A 16,333-nucleotide genomic window follows, 5' to 3' on the forward strand; every position below is an offset into this window, starting at 1 on the left:
GATGTCCTTCAGTGGGCGAGCGGGCCGCGGTCGGCGAGCTCGACATCCTGGTTATAGCGATAGAGGCGAGCCGGCCGGTGGCTACCGGTACGGAAAGATTCGGTGGGAAGTAGCGTGTCGGAACTTTCAACCTGGCGACGGAAGTTCGCCGGATCGAGGCGCCGGTCAAGAATCGCCTCGTACACTTCACGAAGCTCGGCGAGAGTGAACTCGTCCGCGAGTAATCCGTGTGCGATCTGGCTGTAGCCGACCTTGTTTCGCAGCCGCCAGAGGGCGTAGCCGACGATCTGATTGTGATCGAACGCGAGTGGGGGGAGCGATGCCGCGTCGAACCAGGCCACATTCTCGAACGACTCGGTGCGCGAAATGTCTTCACGAACCAGCGCCCAGTAGACGATCGACACGACGCGGCTGGGGGAGCGATCGACGGCGCCGAATGCGTACAACTGCTCGAGATAACTCGGCGACAGACCCGTTGTTTCCGCCAGGGTGCGAGATGCGGCGCTCTCTAGATTCTCAGCGATGTCGAGCCAACCGCCTGGTAGAGCCCATGCTCCTTCATACGGGTCGCGGGTGCGCTTCACGAGCGGAAGCACAAGCGTTGGTCGTACTTCACCGGGTTCGCGGCGCAGGCTGAAGATCACGGTCGACACCGCGACGCGAGTGACGTCGGTGCCCACAGTGGGAGAAGAAGCAACGGATGCTGTTCGTGTCATGGTGACCTTAACCTCGATACGATCTTAATGTCTCTTTGACTAGAAGGTCAATTTCATGATCGCCACAGCTTGGACACCTACGCTTGGCGTCGCAAACGTAGGGGAGTGTGGCAGTGCTGGTTGTTGACGTCATAGCGATCGTGGTGCTCGTGCTTGCGCTTCTCATCGGCTTCCGCCGCGGACTGTTGTCCTCGCTCGGGGTGTTAGGCGGGCTCGTCCTTGGATGTGTCGCCGTCTTCTGGCTCGTACCCCTTCTCACGCCTCACCTGCCTGAACTCATTCCAGACGCGGGATGGCGGGGCGTGGCATCCATCGTTCTGCCGGTACTGATCGTCGTCGTGTGCGCGAGTGTCGGGTCTGCGATCGGAGGATTCCTGCGTCGCGGAGTTGACCGCACCCCACTGCGTGGAATCGAGCGGATTTTTGGTGGTGCCCTCGGTGTGATCGTTGCAGCTCTCACGCTCTCGCTGGTGGGACAGTCCATCGCGGTTGCCGGCGTGCCGGTGGTTCCGGCGGCAGTGTCATCGTCACGGGTACTTGGCGTGATCGATTCACTGACGCCCGAGCCGGTCGAGGTCGGGCTCGCGAAAGTGCAGGCTCTTTTGCGGGATGAGGCTCTGCCGCAACTCGGCGACGTGCTCGACCTCGGCCTCGCACTCGGAACATCTGAACCTGCACCGGAAATATCGCTCGATGACCCCGCCCTCACCGAGGCCGCGCAGTCTGTCGCCCGCGTGTCGGGTGCCGCCTATCTGTGCGGGACCACATCAAGCGGCACCGGCTTTGTGATTTCTCCCGAGCGTGTGCTCACGAACGCACACGTCGTAGCTGGAGTGGACGCGCCGATGGTCGAGTTTCCCGGTGAGAGTGCCAAAGAAGGGCGCGTCGTGTACTTCGATGCCGTCGATGACCTCGCAGTGATCGCCGTCGATGATCTGGGTGTTGCGCCATTGACAGTTGCACCTAGCCTGGATGCCGACGCGGAAGCAGTAGTGCAGGGATACCCATACGGCGGCCCATTCAGCATGGTGGGTGCTCGTGTCATCTCAAGAGGTTCCGCGTCGGTCCCCGACATATACGGCACATCGACGTCGCCACGAGAGATTTACGCGTTGACAGCCGACGTGTATCCCGGCAACTCGGGCGGACCCCTGTTGTCGCTCGACGGTGATGTCGTGGGCGTGATTTTCGCGCGAGCCGACAACGGCGAAAGCATCGGCTACGCCATGACGCCGGCGGAGTTTCTTCCGGTGATCGCAGAGTCGGCTACCAGCACCGAGCGGGTCGACACCGGGGCATGTACGACCTGACTTGTCGTCAACACGCCATGAACGCGCGTGCTTTACGTGCGGTGTGTTTCGTCGTTACTGTCGGGAAACATATCCCGAGTTGACTTCGGTGTCGGAGCATCAGTCACGACCTGGGTGCTGTGTACTCCCCGGCATTGGAGACCGTAAATGACCCTGCTGTATCAGTCTGTCGATGCCGATTCGACGGATATCCTCGCTATCGCGAATTCTCCTGTTCTTTGGGTTTGTGCCCTCGCCGTTCTTGCGGTGATCGTCATCCAATCGGTCATTTACTTTCTTGCCGTGCGTCGAGTGTCGCCCGACGCCGGGCTCACTCCGGCCGACAGCGCGAAAGCGATGCGAACGGGTGCCTTCGCTGCAATTGGTCCGTCGCTGGCTGTTTCGATGATCGCGATCGCGCTGATCTCGCTCTTCGGCACGCCGGCGACACTCGTGCGCATCGGGCTGATCGGATCTGCGCCTTACGAGACGCTCTCCGCGAGCATCGCCACCGGCGTGCAGGGTGCAACTCTCGGGGGAGAGGGCTACACGCAGGGAGTGTTCGCGGTCGCCCTCCTCGCGATGGCCATCGCGGGTTCGATGTGGATGATCGTCACCTTGATCGCAACCCCGTTTCTTACTCGTGGATCGGTGAAACTCTCTAAAGCGAATCCGCTGGTGATGACGATCATTCCTGCAGCTGCGCTCGCCGGCGCGTTCTTCACGAACCTGCTGATCGAGGGTGCGAAGGGATGGATCAACGCCGTTGTCGTGCTCGTTTCTGCCGGCATCGTCGCGCTTGCGGTTTTGCTCTCGACGCGACTGCGTGCTGGGTGGCTGCAGGAGTGGGCGTTGGGCTTTGGCATCATCGGCAGCGTCCTCGTCGCCTACGCACTCACCACCGCCACCGCTTAATCGACGCCGAGACACGGAGCATTGACATGACAAACACGCCACTCGACGCCGCAACTGAAGCACGAGACACTCCAGCGTGGGCAGCTTTCGACAAGACCACGGCCCGCTGGGGCCGCATCACCATGCTCTTCGGCTTGGTCTTTTCACTGGCAGGGCCGATTTGGCTCGTGTATTTCTCGGGTCTTCAGGTCGACGCCGGCAAAGTCTGGGTCGCCTTTCTTGCCATCGCCGCAGTCGTTGGCGTCATTTGGGTGCTGGAGCCGTTCGCCTACTTTCCGATCCTCGGACCAGCCGCGATGTATCAAGCGTTCATGATCGGGAATATCTCGAACAAGCTGCTGCCGTCGGCCGTGGCAGGGCAAGCGAGCATCGGGGCGAAGACTGGGACGAAACGCGCCGATCTTGCTGCCATCCTGGCAATCTGTGGCGCGGCCCTCGTGCATGTCGTCTCGCTCGTCGTCTTCGTGGGTCTTCTCGGAACCGTCTTGCTGCACGTGTTGCCCGAGGCCTTCCTGACGGCGGTGAGCACGTACATTTTTCCGGCGGTACTCGGCGGCTTCGTCGTGCAGATCATCATGACCAATCGATCGCAGCCGCGCGTGCTTATCGTCGCTGCCCTGGTGAGCGTGGTTCTTTTCGGCCTTTCGCTGCTTGTGCCCGCGCTTTCATCGCTTGCGACAGTGCTTGCCGTCGTTTTGACAGCAACAGTCGCTTGGCTGACACGCTCGAAAAAGGTGGCCGCGGAGTCGATCGAAGACGTGTCTTAGCGAATATCTGATTCTGATCGATTACGCACCGCGGAGAAATGAGGACCGATGAAAGACACCACGCCCATCTCCGAGATCGTCGCCCAGGTCGGGTCTCGCTTCATCCAACTCAGCGATGAGATCTGGGCCAACCCGCAGCTTCGGTGGCAAGAGCATGCGTCAGTCGAAAAGCAGATAGAGGTCGCCGTTGAGTTTGGTTTCCACATCGAACGGAACGTCGCCGGCATCCCCACGGCGTTTTCGGCTGAGAAAGGGGAATCCGGCCCGCTCATCGCAATACTCGGGGAGTTTGATGCTCTCGCGGGTCTGAGTCAAGAGGCCGGTGCCACCGAGCCGCTACCCAACTCCGACACCGACAACCCGAACGGCCACGGATGCGGTCACAACCTGCTCGGGAGTGGTTCGCTTCTCGCAGCGGTCGCGGCCGCTCGATACCTAGAAGTGAACGCGCTACCGGGGCGTGTGCGTTACTACGGTTGTCCCGCAGAAGAAGCCGCCGCAGGCAAGACGTTCATGGTGAAGGGCGGTGCCTTCGAGGGTATCGACGCCGCGGTGTCGTGGCACCCCGGTTCTGTCATGAGTACCCGTCAGGTGCTGTCGCTGGCATATACCCAGGTCCACTTTCGCTTCACGGGGGTTGCCGCTCACGCGGGCTCAGCACCGCACCTTGGTCGGAGCGCACTCGACGCCGTTGAACTGTTGAATATCGGCACGAACTTTTTGCGCGAGCACATGCCCGACAGCGCTCGCGTGCACTACGCCATCACAGATGCCGGCGGTACGTCCCCGAACGTCGTACAGGCCAATGCCTCGGTGTATTACATCGTTCGCGCCGTCGATGTCGCTCAGATGCGCAGCCTCTACGACCGCGTCGTCAAGATCGCCGAGGGTGCAGCGCTCATGACCGAAACCACGCTCGAGGTGGATTTCGACGGAGCATGCGCCGAGCTGCTGCCGAACAACGCGCTTGAGCAGGCACTCCATGCGAACGTCGAGAAGATTGGGGGAGTTCCCTTCGACGATCTCGACCAGGACAAGGCAGCGCTCTACACCGATGCCTACCCTGCTGCAGAGGTCGTCGGCATCCGCCGTCTTCTCGGAGTGACGGGAGAAGAACCGTTGTTTAGCGGGGTCGCACCCCTTGGCAGTCCGTATGCGCGCTACCAAATGACTGGCTCAACCGACGTCGGCGACGTGAGCTGGATAGCGCCGACAGTGCAAATTTCGGGTGGCACCCACGCTGTGGGCACGCCAATGCATTCCTGGCAGATGGTTGCGCAGGGCACTCTTCCGGCGGCGCACAAAGGCATGCTCCACGCGGCCGCGGCGATGGCGGCAACAACTGTCGACATCGCGATCGATCCGAAGCTCCTCTCCGAAGCCACAGCCGAATTCGAGGCCGTTCTCGCCCGCACTCCCTACGACTGCCCGATTCCGGATGGGATTGTGCCGCCACCGTTGCGTGTCGGAAATGAAGCATTCATCGGCTAGCGCGGATGCCACGCGGGCGCCGCTAGTTCTACTAGACTTCAGATCACAACTACATGACCGCACACCCGCCACGGGAGAACGTCGCTTCACCGCGGCTGCCGTAGGAGCAACTCCTCCCGGAATCTCTCAGGCTCACGTACCGTGGCGGCAGGTCACTCTGGAAAGTGGTGCTTCGCGCATCCGCCGACGGGGCAAGCGTGACTTCGGTCACGCGGAAACTCTCAGGCTTATGACAGAGCGGGAGGAACCCACCGCATCCTCATCGGATGCCGTATCTGGAGTTCCTTCATGACGAGTGCCGTACCTACTGAGTCGCCCTCACCCGAGGTTCGCCGTAGCCCCCTTCACGCTGCGCACGAAGCCCTCGGCGCATCTTTCACCGACTTCGGCGGCTGGTTGATGCCGGTGCGCTACACCTCCGACCTCGCTGAACATCATGCTGTTCGCTCGGCTGCCGGAATATTCGACATCTCGCACATGGGGGAGTTCTTCGTCGAAGGGCCCGAAGCCGGTCGCTTCCTCGACGTCGCCCTGGCCGGAAGAATCTCAGCGCTCGTTGATGACCAGGCGAAGTACAGCCTCGTGCTCGACGAGAACGGTGGCATCGTCGATGACGTCATCGTGTACCGGTTCAGCGCCGAGAAAATCATGGTCGTTGCAAACGCCGGTAACCGTGATGCGGTCGCGACGGCTCTCCACGAGCGCGTTGGCGGGTTCGACGTGCGCCTGGTCGATGCATCCGACGACCTAGCTCTCATCGCAGTGCAGGGGCCCGCCTCACAAGCGATTCTCGCAGCGACCGCGCAGCTCACCGTGACGAGCGGCGATCTTGAGCAGCTGAAGTACTACCGGCTCGGACACGGGGAATTCCACGCCGAGGGCGGCGCGCCAGTGGCGGTGCAGATCGCCCGCACCGGCTACACCGGAGAAGATGGCTTCGAGATCTACGTGCCGGCGGCATCCGCTGTTTCGCTCTGGCACACGCTGCTGAGCGTGGGCAGCGAGCACGGCATCGTTCCGGCGGGTCTCGCCGCACGTGACACGCTTCGGCTCGAGGCGGGAATGCCGCTTTACGGACATGAACTTTCACGCGATATTCGCCCGGCGCAGGCGGGACTTGCCCGCGTCGTCGTGCTCGATAAGCCGAAGTTCGTCGGGCGCACGGCGCTCGCCGCTTCGAGCGACGATGCTTCGAGCGACGATGCAGCGCCGGTCTTGGTGGGTCTCACCTCGACAGGAAGACGCGCCGGTCGCGCGGGCTATGCCGTGTACTCAGGCGACGACCTCGTCGGCGAGGTCACGAGCGGCGCGTTGAGCCCGACCCTTGGCCATCCCATCGCGATGGCGTACGTCGCACCGGCGGTAGCAGCGCCCGGCACTGAACTCGCGCTCGATGTGCGCGGCACCCGCATCCCGGCCACCGTAACCGCACTGCCCTTTTACCGGAGGAAGAAATGACTGATCTCACCGCACTCTCGTACACTCCCGAGCACGAATGGGTCTCGGTCGAGGGGGATCTCGCCCGCTTCGGTGTGACTGACTTCGCCGCCGACAAGCTGGGCGACGTGGTCTTTGTCGAACTCCCTGCTGTCGGCAGTTCGATTGTCGCTGGCGATGTCTGCGGCGAGATCGAGTCGACGAAGTCGGTGGGTGAGCTCTTCGCGCCTGTCACGGGCGAAGTCGTCGCAGTCAACGATGCCGTCGTCGATGACCCCTCCGTCGTGAACGCTGAGCCGTTTGAGGGCGGGTGGCTTGTGACTGTGCGCATTGCCGAGCCGGTCCCCGACTTGCTCGACCGTGACGCGTACGTCGAACTCACCGGCGCTGACGCGTGAGCGGGGAGTTCGCAGCACGACACATCGGCATCGACGGGTCAGCCCAGGCGCAGATGCTGGCGGCCATCGGCTACGAGAGCGTCGAGGCGATGATGGCAGCGGCAGTTCCGGCATCCATCCATGTCACGGCACGAGCGACGACCGAACTGCCAGTTGCGGCAACAGAAGCTGAGGCGCTTTCCGAACTGCGTGCGCTGGCATCGCAAAACCGCGGCGCTCGCAGCATGATCGGGCTCGGGTACTACGACACCTTCACGCCCGCCGTCATCGCACGAAATGTCTTCGAGAACCCGTCTTGGTACACGGCGTACACGCCCTACCAGCCAGAAATTTCGCAGGGTCGCCTCGAAGCTCTCATCAACTTTCAGACGATGGTCACCGATCTCACGGGGCTGACGACCGCGAACGCCTCGATGCTCGACGAGTCGACGGCCGTCGTCGAGGGGATGCTGCTCGCACGACGCGCATCGAAGAGCGCGTCACCGGTGTTTGCTGTCGACACTGATGCGCTGCCGCAGACCCGTGCGCTCTTGCAGCACCGTGCGGCAGCCGTCGGTATCGACATCGTCGAAGTAGATTTTGCCGCGGGCCAGACCCTCTCGGGCGATGTGTTCGGTTCGTTCGTGCAGTACCCCGGCGCATCTGGAGGCGTGTGGGATCCATCCGGCGTGATTGAAGCCACTCACCTCGCTGGCGGCCTCGCCGTTGTCGCTGCCGACCTTTTGGCACTCACTCTGCTCCGCTCGCCTGGCACGCTCGGCGCCGATGTCGCCGTGGGAACGACCCAGCGTTTCGGCGTACCGATGGGTTTCGGTGGCCCCCACGCCGGATACATGGCCGTGCGCCTGGGCCTTGAGCGCCAGTTGCCCGGTCGCCTCGTCGGCGTGTCACAGGATGCCGTTGGCCACCCCGCCTATCGGCTGTCGCTGCAGACTCGCGAACAGCACATTCGCCGCGAAAAGGCCACGTCGAACATCTGCACAGCACAGGTGTTGCTGGCTGTCATGGCATCGATGTATGCGGTCTACCACGGTGCTGAGGGTCTCCGGGCAATCGCAACAGACGTCGCAACGAAGACAGATGCTCTCGCGGAACGCCTCCGCTCCTACGGACTTTCGCTTGCGACCGACTCGTTCTTCGACACGATCAGGGTCACCACCCCCGGGCCTTCCGCGCGTGTGATTGAGCGCGCTCGTAGCCGCGGCATCCAACTCGCTGACATCGACGATGCCACGGTCGGTATATCGGTCGACGAAACCACGACACCGGCTGAGCTCGCCGATGTCGTATGGGCATTCGGGCTTCCGAATGAGTCAGACGCTGAGCCTGTGCTCGATCTCACTGATGCCACCGCGCTTGCTGGCGTGCCACAGCACCTGCACCGTACGGAGGCGTACCTGCAGCATCCGGTGTTTTCGGCTCATCACTCCGAAACGGCGATGATGCGGTATCTCAAAACCTTGGCTGACCGCGACTATGCGCTCGATCGCGGAATGATCCCGCTGGGTTCCTGCACCATGAAGTTGAATGCCGCGACCGAAATGGCAGCGGTTTCGTGGCCAGAGTTCTCGCGCGTGCACCCGTTTGCGCCCGAAGCCGACGTACGCGGATACCTGGCTCTCGTCGAGCAGCTCGAAACCTGGCTCGCTGAGGCAACCGGGTACGACGCCGTGTCGTTGCAGCCGAACGCCGGCTCGCAGGGGGAGCTCGCGGGTCTTCTCGCGATCCGCGGCTATCACGCGGCCAACGGCGACAATCAGCGCACTGTGTGCCTGATCCCCTCGTCGGCGCACGGCACGAATGCTGCATCCGCTGTGCTCGCGGGCATGAAGGTCGTTGTCGTGGCCTGTGACGTGGCCGGAAACGTCGACCTCGACGACCTCCGGGCAAAAATCGCTGCACACGCGGAGTCATTGGCCGCTCTCATGATCACCTACCCGTCGACCCACGGTGTGTACGAACACGATGTTCTCGACATCACGCAGGCGGTTCACGACGCGGGTGGTCAGGTGTATGTCGATGGTGCGAACCTCAACGCGCTGCTGGGCTTCGCGCGCTTCGGCGATCTGGGTGGCGATGTCTCTCACCTCAACCTTCACAAAACGTTCGCGATCCCGCACGGTGGCGGCGGCCCGGGCGTTGGCCCGGTTGCGGCAAAAGCTCACCTCGCGCTGTTTTTGCCATCGCACCCGCTGGCTCAGCGCGCTGACCATGCCTCAGGATTCGTTTTCGAGGGCGGCCCGGTGTCAGCGGCTCCCTATGGATCGGCATCGATTTTGCCGATCTCATGGGCCTACATGCGCATGATGGGCTCGGAAGGACTGCAGGATGCCACGGCTGCTGCGGTCCTCGCGGCCAACTACATCGCAGTACGGCTTCGCGAGCACTTCCCGGTGCTGTATACGGGAGAGGACGGACTCGTCGCTCACGAGTGCATCCTCGATCTCCGGCCGCTTCGCGAAGCGACCGGCATCACCGTCGACGATGTCGCGAAGCGCCTCATCGACTATGGTTTTCACGCTCCGACGATGTCGTTCCCGGTCGCGGGCACACTGATGGTCGAGCCCACCGAGTCCGAAGATCTCGCCGAGCTCGATAGGTTCGTGGCCGCGATGATCGCCATCAAAGCCGAAGCTGATGCTGTGGCCGCAGGCGAGTGGCCGGTGGAAGATAACCCGTTGGTGAATGCGCCTCACACTGCCGAAGCCGTGATCGACGACGAATGGCGGCATCCGTATTCGCGTGAAGTCGCTGTGTACCCGGTGCGATCGCTTGTGCGGAACAAGTACTGGCCACCTGTGCGACGAATCGATAACGCATTCGGGGACCGCAACCTGGTATGCGCCTGCCCGCCGATCGAGGCCTTCGCCTAACAGCTCACGGTGTCGGTCCAAAGATCCCGGGAAAGAGCGAAACCGCGAGCGGATAGCCCACGAACGCGATGATGTCTATGAGGGTGTGCGCGATGACGAGCGGCATCACGCGCCCCCATCGGCGGTAGCACCAGCCGAAGACCACACCCATCGCGAAGTTTCCGATGATCGAACCGATGCCCTGATAGGCGTGGTAGGCACCACGGAGCGCTGCAGTCGAGAGAATGATCGCCCACCACGACCAGCCGAGCCTCCGAAGCCGGTCGAAGAGGTAGCCGATGAAGATGATCTCTTCGGTGAGTCCGGCACGGACGGCTGCGAGAATGAGGAGCGGAATCGTGTACCACGCCGAGTCGAGCGGAGACGCGTCGACCTGCAGCGTGATTCCGAGAGTGCGACCGAGGGCATAGACGCCGAGACCGGGAATTCCAATCACTGCGAGCAGCAGGATGCCGCGCCCGGCATCTGTGAACGGATGCCGAAAGTCGAGTCCGATCCGGCGCAGGGCGTTCTGCCCTGGCGTCCACATCAGATAGACGACGAGTGCGACCAGGGCGAGCGCGAAGAAGATCCCGAGCAGTTGGTAAAGCGCATCCCACAGTGCCTCGGAGTCGCGAGTCGGATTCAGCTGAGTCTGTTGAGATCCGATACTCGATTGTTCTTCGAGAGAACGCAGATACGAGCGCACGAGGGAGAGCACCGAGTAGAGGGCCGATTGTCCGACGGTGACCGCGAGAACAAGTAACACCTCCCAGGTGAGACGTCCTCTCGATGGCTCTGAGCGAGGTTCGATGACTGTTCTCGGAGGCGGCTCTGCGTGCACGTCAAAAGGCTCGCACACTATCGCCGGCAACGTGTCAGAAGTATCTGGCGAGAAGGCGTCGGCTCATCGCTCTCTCATAGGTTCGAAACTTCCGATTCCGACAAGAAAAGCGCCGCTCGCGCGCCTCGAACTTGTCATAATGCTCAACGCGGAACTTTTTCAGTTAAAGCTATGTAACTTTTCCGCTCAGCATTTTGACCATCGGGTAAACGCATGCTTATGTTTTGCTTATCCGCGGCAGATGAAACATTCAGTTTCGTCGTGCCCGCACTCATCCCTTTGCACAGGAGGAACACATTGTCTGAAAAGGCATGGCGCAAGCGCGTTCTCGGTTCTCTGGCAGTCGCAGCGGCGGGCTCTCTTGCCCTCGCTGGCTGCTCGAGCAGCGGTTCGTCTGACTCGGGCGACTCATCGTCGTCGTCGATCATTCGCACCAACGGCTCGGAGCCGCAGAACCCACTCATCCCCACCAACACGAACGAAACTGGTGGCGGAAAGATTCTCGACTCGATCTTCGCGGGTCTGGTTTATTACGACGCTGATGGCGACCCCGTCAACGACGTGGCTGATTCGATCACGGTCGACGACGCACAGCACCTCACGGTGAAGATCAAGGAAGGCCAGTACTTCACCAACGGCGAAGAAGTGACCGCCGATAACTTCATCAACGCGTGGAACTATGGAGCGCTTGCTTCGAACGAGCAGCTTTCGAGCTACTTCTTCGAGGACATCGAGGGCTTCAGCTACGAAGAGGACTCGGAACTCACCGGTCTCGAGCAGGTGGACGACTACACCTTCACGATCGCGCTGAACAAGCCGGCGGCCGACTTCGCACTCCGCCTGGGCTACTCCGCCTTCTACCCGCTGCCTGACGCAGCATTCGACGACATGGACGCGTTCGGTGAGAACCCCATCGGCAACGGCCCGTACATGCTCGACGGTGATGACGCGTGGCAGCACGATGTGGAGATCGACCTCGTAACCAACCCGGACTACACCGGTGGCCGTACCCCCCAAAATGGTGGACTCGACATCATCTTCTACGCCACCCAGGAAGCCGCATATGCCGACCTTCTCGGCGGCAACGTCGACGTGATCGATGGCATCCCCACGTCGTCTCTCGCCACCTACGAGAGCGACCTCGGAGAGCGTGCTGTCAACCAGCCCGCAGCCATCTTCCAGTCGTTCACGATTCCTGAGACCCTCGCGCACTTCTCGGGCGAAGAGGGCCAGCTCCGCCGTGCGGCACTTTCGATGGCAATCAACCGCGAAGAAATCACCGACACCGTCTTCGAGGGCACTCGCACCCCCGCCAAGGACTTCACCTCACCGGTTATCGCCGGCTGGTCGGACTCCCTTGAGGGTGCTGACGTTCTCGACTACAACCCGGACGAAGCTGTAAAGCTCTGGGCTGAGGCTGACGCCATCTCGCCCTGGGACGGCACGTTCCAGATTGCGTACAACTCCGATGGTGGGCACCAAACGTGGGTTGACGCGACCGCCAACTCGATCAAGAACACGCTCGGTATCGACGCGTCGGGTGCACCGTACGTCGACTTCGCGTCGCTTCGCACCGAGGTAACTCAGCGCACGATCACCACAGCGTTCCGCACCGGATGGCAGGCCGACTACCCGGGTCTGTACAACTTCCTCGGACCGCTCTACGCAACCGGTGCTGGCTCAAACGACGGTGACTACTCGAACGCTGAGTTCGACGCGCTGCTCGCCGAGGGCATCTCGAGCGAAGACGTCGAGGTTCAGAACGAGAACTTCCAGGCCGCACAGGAGATTCTCCTCCAGGACCTGCCGGCTATCCCGCTCTGGTACTCGAACGTCAACGGTGGCTACAGCGAAGCTGTCGACAACGTTCAGTTCGGTTGGAACTCTGTTCCGCTGTACTACGCGATCACCAAGTCCGAGTAATCTCGGATGATCGCACCCGCGAGGCGGTGACGACAACGTCACCGCCTCGCGGTCTGTTCCATGGGCTTACCTGGCGCCACACCAGTCGGGTTTAGCCCTTAGCGGGCGGAGGATCGCACCCGATCGGTTGCGATGGTCCAAAGTCCTTAGCCGGAGGGAGCGCACATGCTCGGCTACATCCTCAGACGTGTGCTGCAGTTGATTCCCGTATTTTTCGGGTCCACGCTGCTGATTTATTTCCTGGTGTTCGCCATGCCTGGCGACCCGATTCTCGCCCTCTTCGGCGATAAAACACCGAACGCGGCATTGCTGGCTTCGCTTCAAGATCAGTACCACCTGAACGACCCATTCATCGTCCAGTACTTCTACTACATCACCGGTATCTTCCGAGGAGATCTGGGCGACACGTTCTCGGGACAGTCAGTCAACGACGTACTTGCGAGAACGCTGCCGGTAACCGGTCGACTGGCCGTGATGGCGATCGGTATCGAGTTCGTTCTCGCGATCATCATCGGAACAGTCTCGGCTCTGCGTAAGGGCAAGATCTTCGACAACACCGCCTTGGTCGTCTCTCTGCTTTTCGTCGCGATGCCGATCTTCGTGTTGGCATTCCTTGCACAGTACTTCTTGGCCATTCAATGGGGATGGTTCAGCCCAACGGTAGGCGCCCAGAACGACTGGGGTGATCTCTGGCTCCCCGCAATCGTGCTCGGTCTCAGCCTGTACGCGACAAGCATGCGCCTCATGCGCGGGTCGGTTATCGACACGCTCAATCAGGATTGGGTCCGTACCGCATACAGCAAGGGAATGTCGCGTCGTCAGGTCATCCCGACCCACGTGCTTCGCAACTCGCTCATCCCGGTCATCACGAACTCCGCGACAAACTTCGGAGTGCTGCTCGTCGGCGCGACCGTGACGGAGGGCATCTTCAACGTTCCCGGAGTCGGAAATACGCTCTTCCAGGCGACGCTCCGTCACGAAGGCCCCACGATCGTTTCGTTCGTTACCGTCTTCGTCATCATCTACGTGCTCGTCAATCTCGTGATTGACCTGCTCTACGGTCTGCTCGACCCGAGGATTCGCTATGTCAAGTAATCAAAACCTGAATGGGCACTACGTCGCGCCCATCAAAGACGAGAGCGTTGCAGTCGACGTTGTTCGTGTCGATGAGAAGCCTTCCAGCCTTTGGCGCGATGCGTGGCGAGATCTCCGAAAACGCCCGACCTTCTGGCTATCGCTGCTGATCGTTTTGATCGTGCTCTTGATGTCGGTATGGCCGACGCTTTTCACGCAAACGTCGCCCACAGACAACTGCCAGCTGGCCAACTCCAACGGAGGGCCCACGGACGGACACCCGCTCGGGTTTACCTTCCTCGGATGCGATATCTACGCGCGCATCGTATGGGGCGCACGGACGTCGTTGTCGGTCGGCATCATCGCTACCGTGATTGGCTCGACAATCGGTCTGATCATGGGCGCACTCGCTGGTTTTTACGGTGGATGGCTCGATTCACTGCTGTCCCGCATCGGCGATATTTTCTTCTCGATTCCTTATATCCTCGCCGCAATCGTCGTGATGAGTGTTCTGGCTGACTACAAGAACGTGTTTGTTCTCGCGTTTGCGATCGGTGGCTTCGCCTGGGCGTCAACCGCGCGAGTTGTGCGGGCCGAGGTGCTGCGGGTGCGGCAGGCGGATTACATCACCGCTTCACTCGCGCTGGGTCAGACCCGATTCCAGACCTTGGTCTCGCACGTCATCCCCAACGCAATCGCCCCCCTCCTGGTGATCTCGACGCTGTCGCTCGCGGCCGCGATCGTTGCAGAGGCTACGCTTTCGTTCCTCGGCGTCGGTCTTGGCAGTGGCACGATGTCGTGGGGCAATGACATTGCTCAGGCTCAGACGTCGCTCCGCGTCGCTCCGATGGCACTTATCTATCCTTCGATCGCGTTGACCGTCACGGTCCTCGCCTTCATCCTTTTGGGTGAGCTCACACGAGACGCCCTCGACCCGAGAGCGAGGGCCCTCCGATGAGCGAAGTAACGCCGGAACCTCTGCTGAGCATCCGTGACCTCAGAGTCGCATTCGACACGCAGGAGGGTTCGCGCGAGGTTCTCCACAGCGTGAGTCTCGATGTTTTCCCCGGCGAGACCGTCGCGATCGTGGGCGAGTCCGGCTCGGGCAAATCGACAACGGCATCCGCTGTGATTTCACTTCTCCCCGGAACGGGCCACGTGACTTCGGGCTCGATCACTCTTGCGGGTCGCGAACTCACCACGCTGACACCGCGTCAGATGGAGAATGTCCGCGGTCGCGAGATCGGCTACGTGCCGCAGGACCCGATGTCGAACCTCAACCCGGTGTGGAGCATCGGGTTTCAGGTGAAGGAAGCGATTCGGGCTAACGGAATCGCCACCAACCGAAAAGACGTTGAGGCGCGCGCCATCGAAGTCCTGCAGCAGGCGGGCCTCGCGGATGCCGCGAAACGCCTGCATCAGTTCCCGCACCAGTTCTCCGGCGGTATGCGCCAGCGCGCGCTCATCGGTATTGGGCTTGCCGCAGACCCGAAGTTGCTGATTGCGGATGAGCCCACCTCGGCACTTGACGTGACCGTGCAGCGCGTGATCCTCGACCATATGGCGAGCCTGACACGGGAGAAATCGACGTCGGTGCTGCTGATCACCCACGACCTCGGGCTTGCTGCAGAGCGTGCCGAGAAGATCATCGTGATGCAGCACGGCGAGATCGTGGAGTCGGGTCCGAGCCGGGAGATCTTGCAGAACCCGATTCATCCCTACACGAAGAAGCTCGTCGCCGCTGCGCCATCTATCGCATCTCAGCGGATGGCAGCCGTCGCGACTCCGCGCGAGCACATAGTGGCCGCGGCGACCGATGCGGCACCCGCGATCCGCGTCTCGGATCTCACCAAGGAATACAAGATTCGGATGGGCTCGTTCAAGTCCGAATCTTTCCGCGCTGTCGACGAGGTGTCGTTCGAAATCCCGAAGGGCAAGACTCTTGCTCTGGTAGGGGAGTCCGGTTCTGGAAAGTCGACTGTTGCCAAGATGGTGCTTCGACTCGAGAAGCCGACAAGCGGTGCCATCGAGATCGACGGCGTCGATATTGCGTCGATGCCGAACCGCGAGGTATTCGATCTCCGACGCAGGCTCCAGCCGGTTTTCCAGGATCCTTACGGCTCGTTGGACCCGCAGCGGAACATCGGCAACACGATTTCTGAGCCGTTGGAGATCCACAAGGTCGGCGACAAGAAGTCCCACCGGGAGCGAGTGCGCGAATTGCTCGACCAGGTGTCGCTTCCGCAAGACCTGGCGACTCGTTATCCGAGCGAGCTCTCGGGTGGACAGCGTCAGCGCGTCGCAATTGCGCGTGCGCTCGCGTTGAAACCCGACATCGTTGTGCTCGATGAAGCAGTTTCGGCCCTTGACGTGCTCGTTCAGGACCAGATTCTGCAACTGCTCGCAGAGCTGCAATCAGAACTGGGCCTGTCGTATCTCTTCATCACACACGACCTTGCCGTTGTGCGTGTGGCGGCCGACACCGTGAGTGTTATGGAGCGCGGCCGCATCGTCGAGCAGGGGAGCGTCGACGAGATCTTCTCGAACCCCGCCGAGGAATACACTCGCAAGCTGCTCGATGCGATCCCGGGTGCCACGATCCCGCTCGGAGGGAACCTCTGAGCGGA

General features: G+C 61.5%; 13 protein-coding genes and 2 riboswitches. Of the genes, 11 read left to right on the top strand and 2 right to left on the bottom strand.

Going from position 1 to position 16,333, the window contains the following annotated elements:
• Window positions 1-8: 8 nt before the first annotated feature.
• A complete protein-coding gene (locus tag G6N83_RS11950) occupies window positions 9-716 on the bottom strand; it encodes an NUDIX hydrolase (protein ID WP_165142345.1) in 708 nt (235 codons plus the stop codon).
• 113 nt (window positions 717-829) lie between these two features.
• Between G6N83_RS11950 and G6N83_RS11955 the strand changes: the two genes are divergently transcribed.
• The 7 genes from G6N83_RS11955 to gcvP all read left to right on the top strand — a co-directional run bounded on the left by G6N83_RS11955 (window position 830) and on the right by gcvP (window position 9,886).
• Window positions 830-2,026 (top strand): MarP family serine protease, encoded by a 1,197-nt coding sequence (locus G6N83_RS11955; RefSeq protein WP_165142347.1) that lies wholly within the window; start codon window positions 830-832, stop codon window positions 2,024-2,026.
• 147 nt (window positions 2,027-2,173) lie between these two features.
• Window positions 2,174-2,920 (top strand): DUF5058 family protein, encoded by a 747-nt coding sequence (locus tag G6N83_RS11960; protein WP_165142349.1) that lies wholly within the window; start codon window positions 2,174-2,176, stop codon window positions 2,918-2,920.
• A gap of 26 nt (window positions 2,921-2,946) precedes the next feature.
• Window positions 2,947-3,687: a hypothetical protein gene (locus tag G6N83_RS11965; protein ID WP_165142351.1), complete on the top strand. Its 741-nt coding sequence runs from the start codon at window positions 2,947-2,949 to the stop codon at window positions 3,685-3,687.
• 48 nt (window positions 3,688-3,735) lie between these two features.
• Complete coding sequence (locus tag G6N83_RS11970) at window positions 3,736-5,178, top strand: amidohydrolase (RefSeq protein ID WP_165142353.1); 1,443 nt, start codon at window positions 3,736-3,738, stop codon at window positions 5,176-5,178.
• 61 nt (window positions 5,179-5,239) lie between these two features.
• Window positions 5,240-5,330, top strand: a riboswitch (glycine riboswitch).
• Window positions 5,331-5,424: riboswitch (glycine riboswitch) on the top strand.
• 42 nt (window positions 5,425-5,466) lie between these two features.
• Entirely contained in the window at window positions 5,467-6,636 is a 1,170-nt protein-coding gene (gene gcvT, locus G6N83_RS11975; RefSeq protein WP_165142355.1) for a glycine cleavage system aminomethyltransferase GcvT, read from the top strand.
• Window positions 6,633-7,013: a glycine cleavage system protein GcvH gene (gene gcvH / locus G6N83_RS11980; protein WP_165142357.1), complete on the top strand. Its 381-nt coding sequence runs from the start codon at window positions 6,633-6,635 to the stop codon at window positions 7,011-7,013. The genes gcvT and gcvH overlap by 4 nt, the downstream gene beginning before the upstream one ends.
• 53 nt (window positions 7,014-7,066) lie before the next feature.
• Window positions 7,067-9,886: an aminomethyl-transferring glycine dehydrogenase gene (gene gcvP, locus G6N83_RS11985; protein ID WP_221188173.1), complete on the top strand. Its 2,820-nt coding sequence runs from the start codon at window positions 7,067-7,069 to the stop codon at window positions 9,884-9,886.
• Window positions 9,887-9,890: 4 nt separating this feature from the next.
• On the opposite strand, the gene G6N83_RS11990 is transcribed toward gcvP, so the two are convergent.
• On the bottom strand, window positions 9,891-10,709 hold the full coding sequence (locus tag G6N83_RS11990) for a CPBP family intramembrane glutamic endopeptidase (RefSeq protein WP_183408398.1): 819 nt from the start codon (window positions 10,707-10,709) through the stop codon (window positions 9,891-9,893).
• Between the two features lie 297 nt (window positions 10,710-11,006).
• On the opposite strand from G6N83_RS11990, the gene G6N83_RS11995 reads away from it, so the two are divergent.
• The 4 genes from G6N83_RS11995 (at window position 11,007) to G6N83_RS12010 (ending at window position 16,328) form a co-directional block, all read left to right on the top strand.
• Window positions 11,007-12,632, top strand: a complete 1,626-nt coding sequence (locus tag G6N83_RS11995; protein WP_241246204.1) for a peptide ABC transporter substrate-binding protein — start codon at window positions 11,007-11,009, stop codon at window positions 12,630-12,632.
• A gap of 165 nt (window positions 12,633-12,797) precedes the next feature.
• A complete protein-coding gene (locus G6N83_RS12000) occupies window positions 12,798-13,727 on the top strand; it encodes an ABC transporter permease (protein ID WP_165142361.1) in 930 nt (309 codons plus the stop codon).
• Entirely contained in the window at window positions 13,717-14,664 is a 948-nt protein-coding gene (locus G6N83_RS12005) for an ABC transporter permease (RefSeq protein WP_165142363.1), read from the top strand. The genes G6N83_RS12000 and G6N83_RS12005 overlap by 11 nt, the downstream gene beginning before the upstream one ends.
• Entirely contained in the window at window positions 14,661-16,328 is a 1,668-nt protein-coding gene (locus G6N83_RS12010) for a dipeptide ABC transporter ATP-binding protein (protein WP_165142365.1), read from the top strand. Before G6N83_RS12005 ends, G6N83_RS12010 begins: the two co-directional genes overlap by 4 nt.
• Window positions 16,329-16,333 lie beyond the last annotated feature (5 nt).

The sequence above is a fragment of the Microbacterium endophyticum genome, from assembly GCF_011047135.1.
Taxonomy (GTDB): domain Bacteria; phylum Actinomycetota; class Actinomycetes; order Actinomycetales; family Microbacteriaceae; genus Microbacterium; species Microbacterium endophyticum.

What these genes read in the sequence shown, in the direction of transcription:
- G6N83_RS11950 (WP_165142345.1), bottom strand. Translation starts at nt 716, where the DNA reads ATGACACGAACAGCATCCGTTGCTTCTTCTCCCACTGTGGGCACCGAC.
- G6N83_RS11960 (WP_165142349.1), top strand. Translation starts at nt 2,174, where the DNA reads ATGACCCTGCTGTATCAGTCTGTCGATGCCGATTCGACGGATATCCTC.
- G6N83_RS11965 (WP_165142351.1), top strand. Translation starts at nt 2,947, where the DNA reads ATGACAAACACGCCACTCGACGCCGCAACTGAAGCACGAGACACTCCA.
- G6N83_RS11970 (WP_165142353.1), top strand. Translation starts at nt 3,736, where the DNA reads ATGAAAGACACCACGCCCATCTCCGAGATCGTCGCCCAGGTCGGGTCT.
- gcvT (WP_165142355.1), top strand. Translation starts at nt 5,467, where the DNA reads ATGACGAGTGCCGTACCTACTGAGTCGCCCTCACCCGAGGTTCGCCGT.
- gcvH (WP_165142357.1), top strand. Translation starts at nt 6,633, where the DNA reads ATGACTGATCTCACCGCACTCTCGTACACTCCCGAGCACGAATGGGTC.
- gcvP (WP_221188173.1), top strand. Translation starts at nt 7,067, where the DNA reads ATGCTGGCGGCCATCGGCTACGAGAGCGTCGAGGCGATGATGGCAGCG.
- G6N83_RS12000 (WP_165142361.1), top strand. Translation starts at nt 12,798, where the DNA reads ATGCTCGGCTACATCCTCAGACGTGTGCTGCAGTTGATTCCCGTATTT.
- G6N83_RS12005 (WP_165142363.1), top strand. Translation starts at nt 13,717, where the DNA reads ATGTCAAGTAATCAAAACCTGAATGGGCACTACGTCGCGCCCATCAAA.
- G6N83_RS12010 (WP_165142365.1), top strand. Translation starts at nt 14,661, where the DNA reads ATGAGCGAAGTAACGCCGGAACCTCTGCTGAGCATCCGTGACCTCAGA.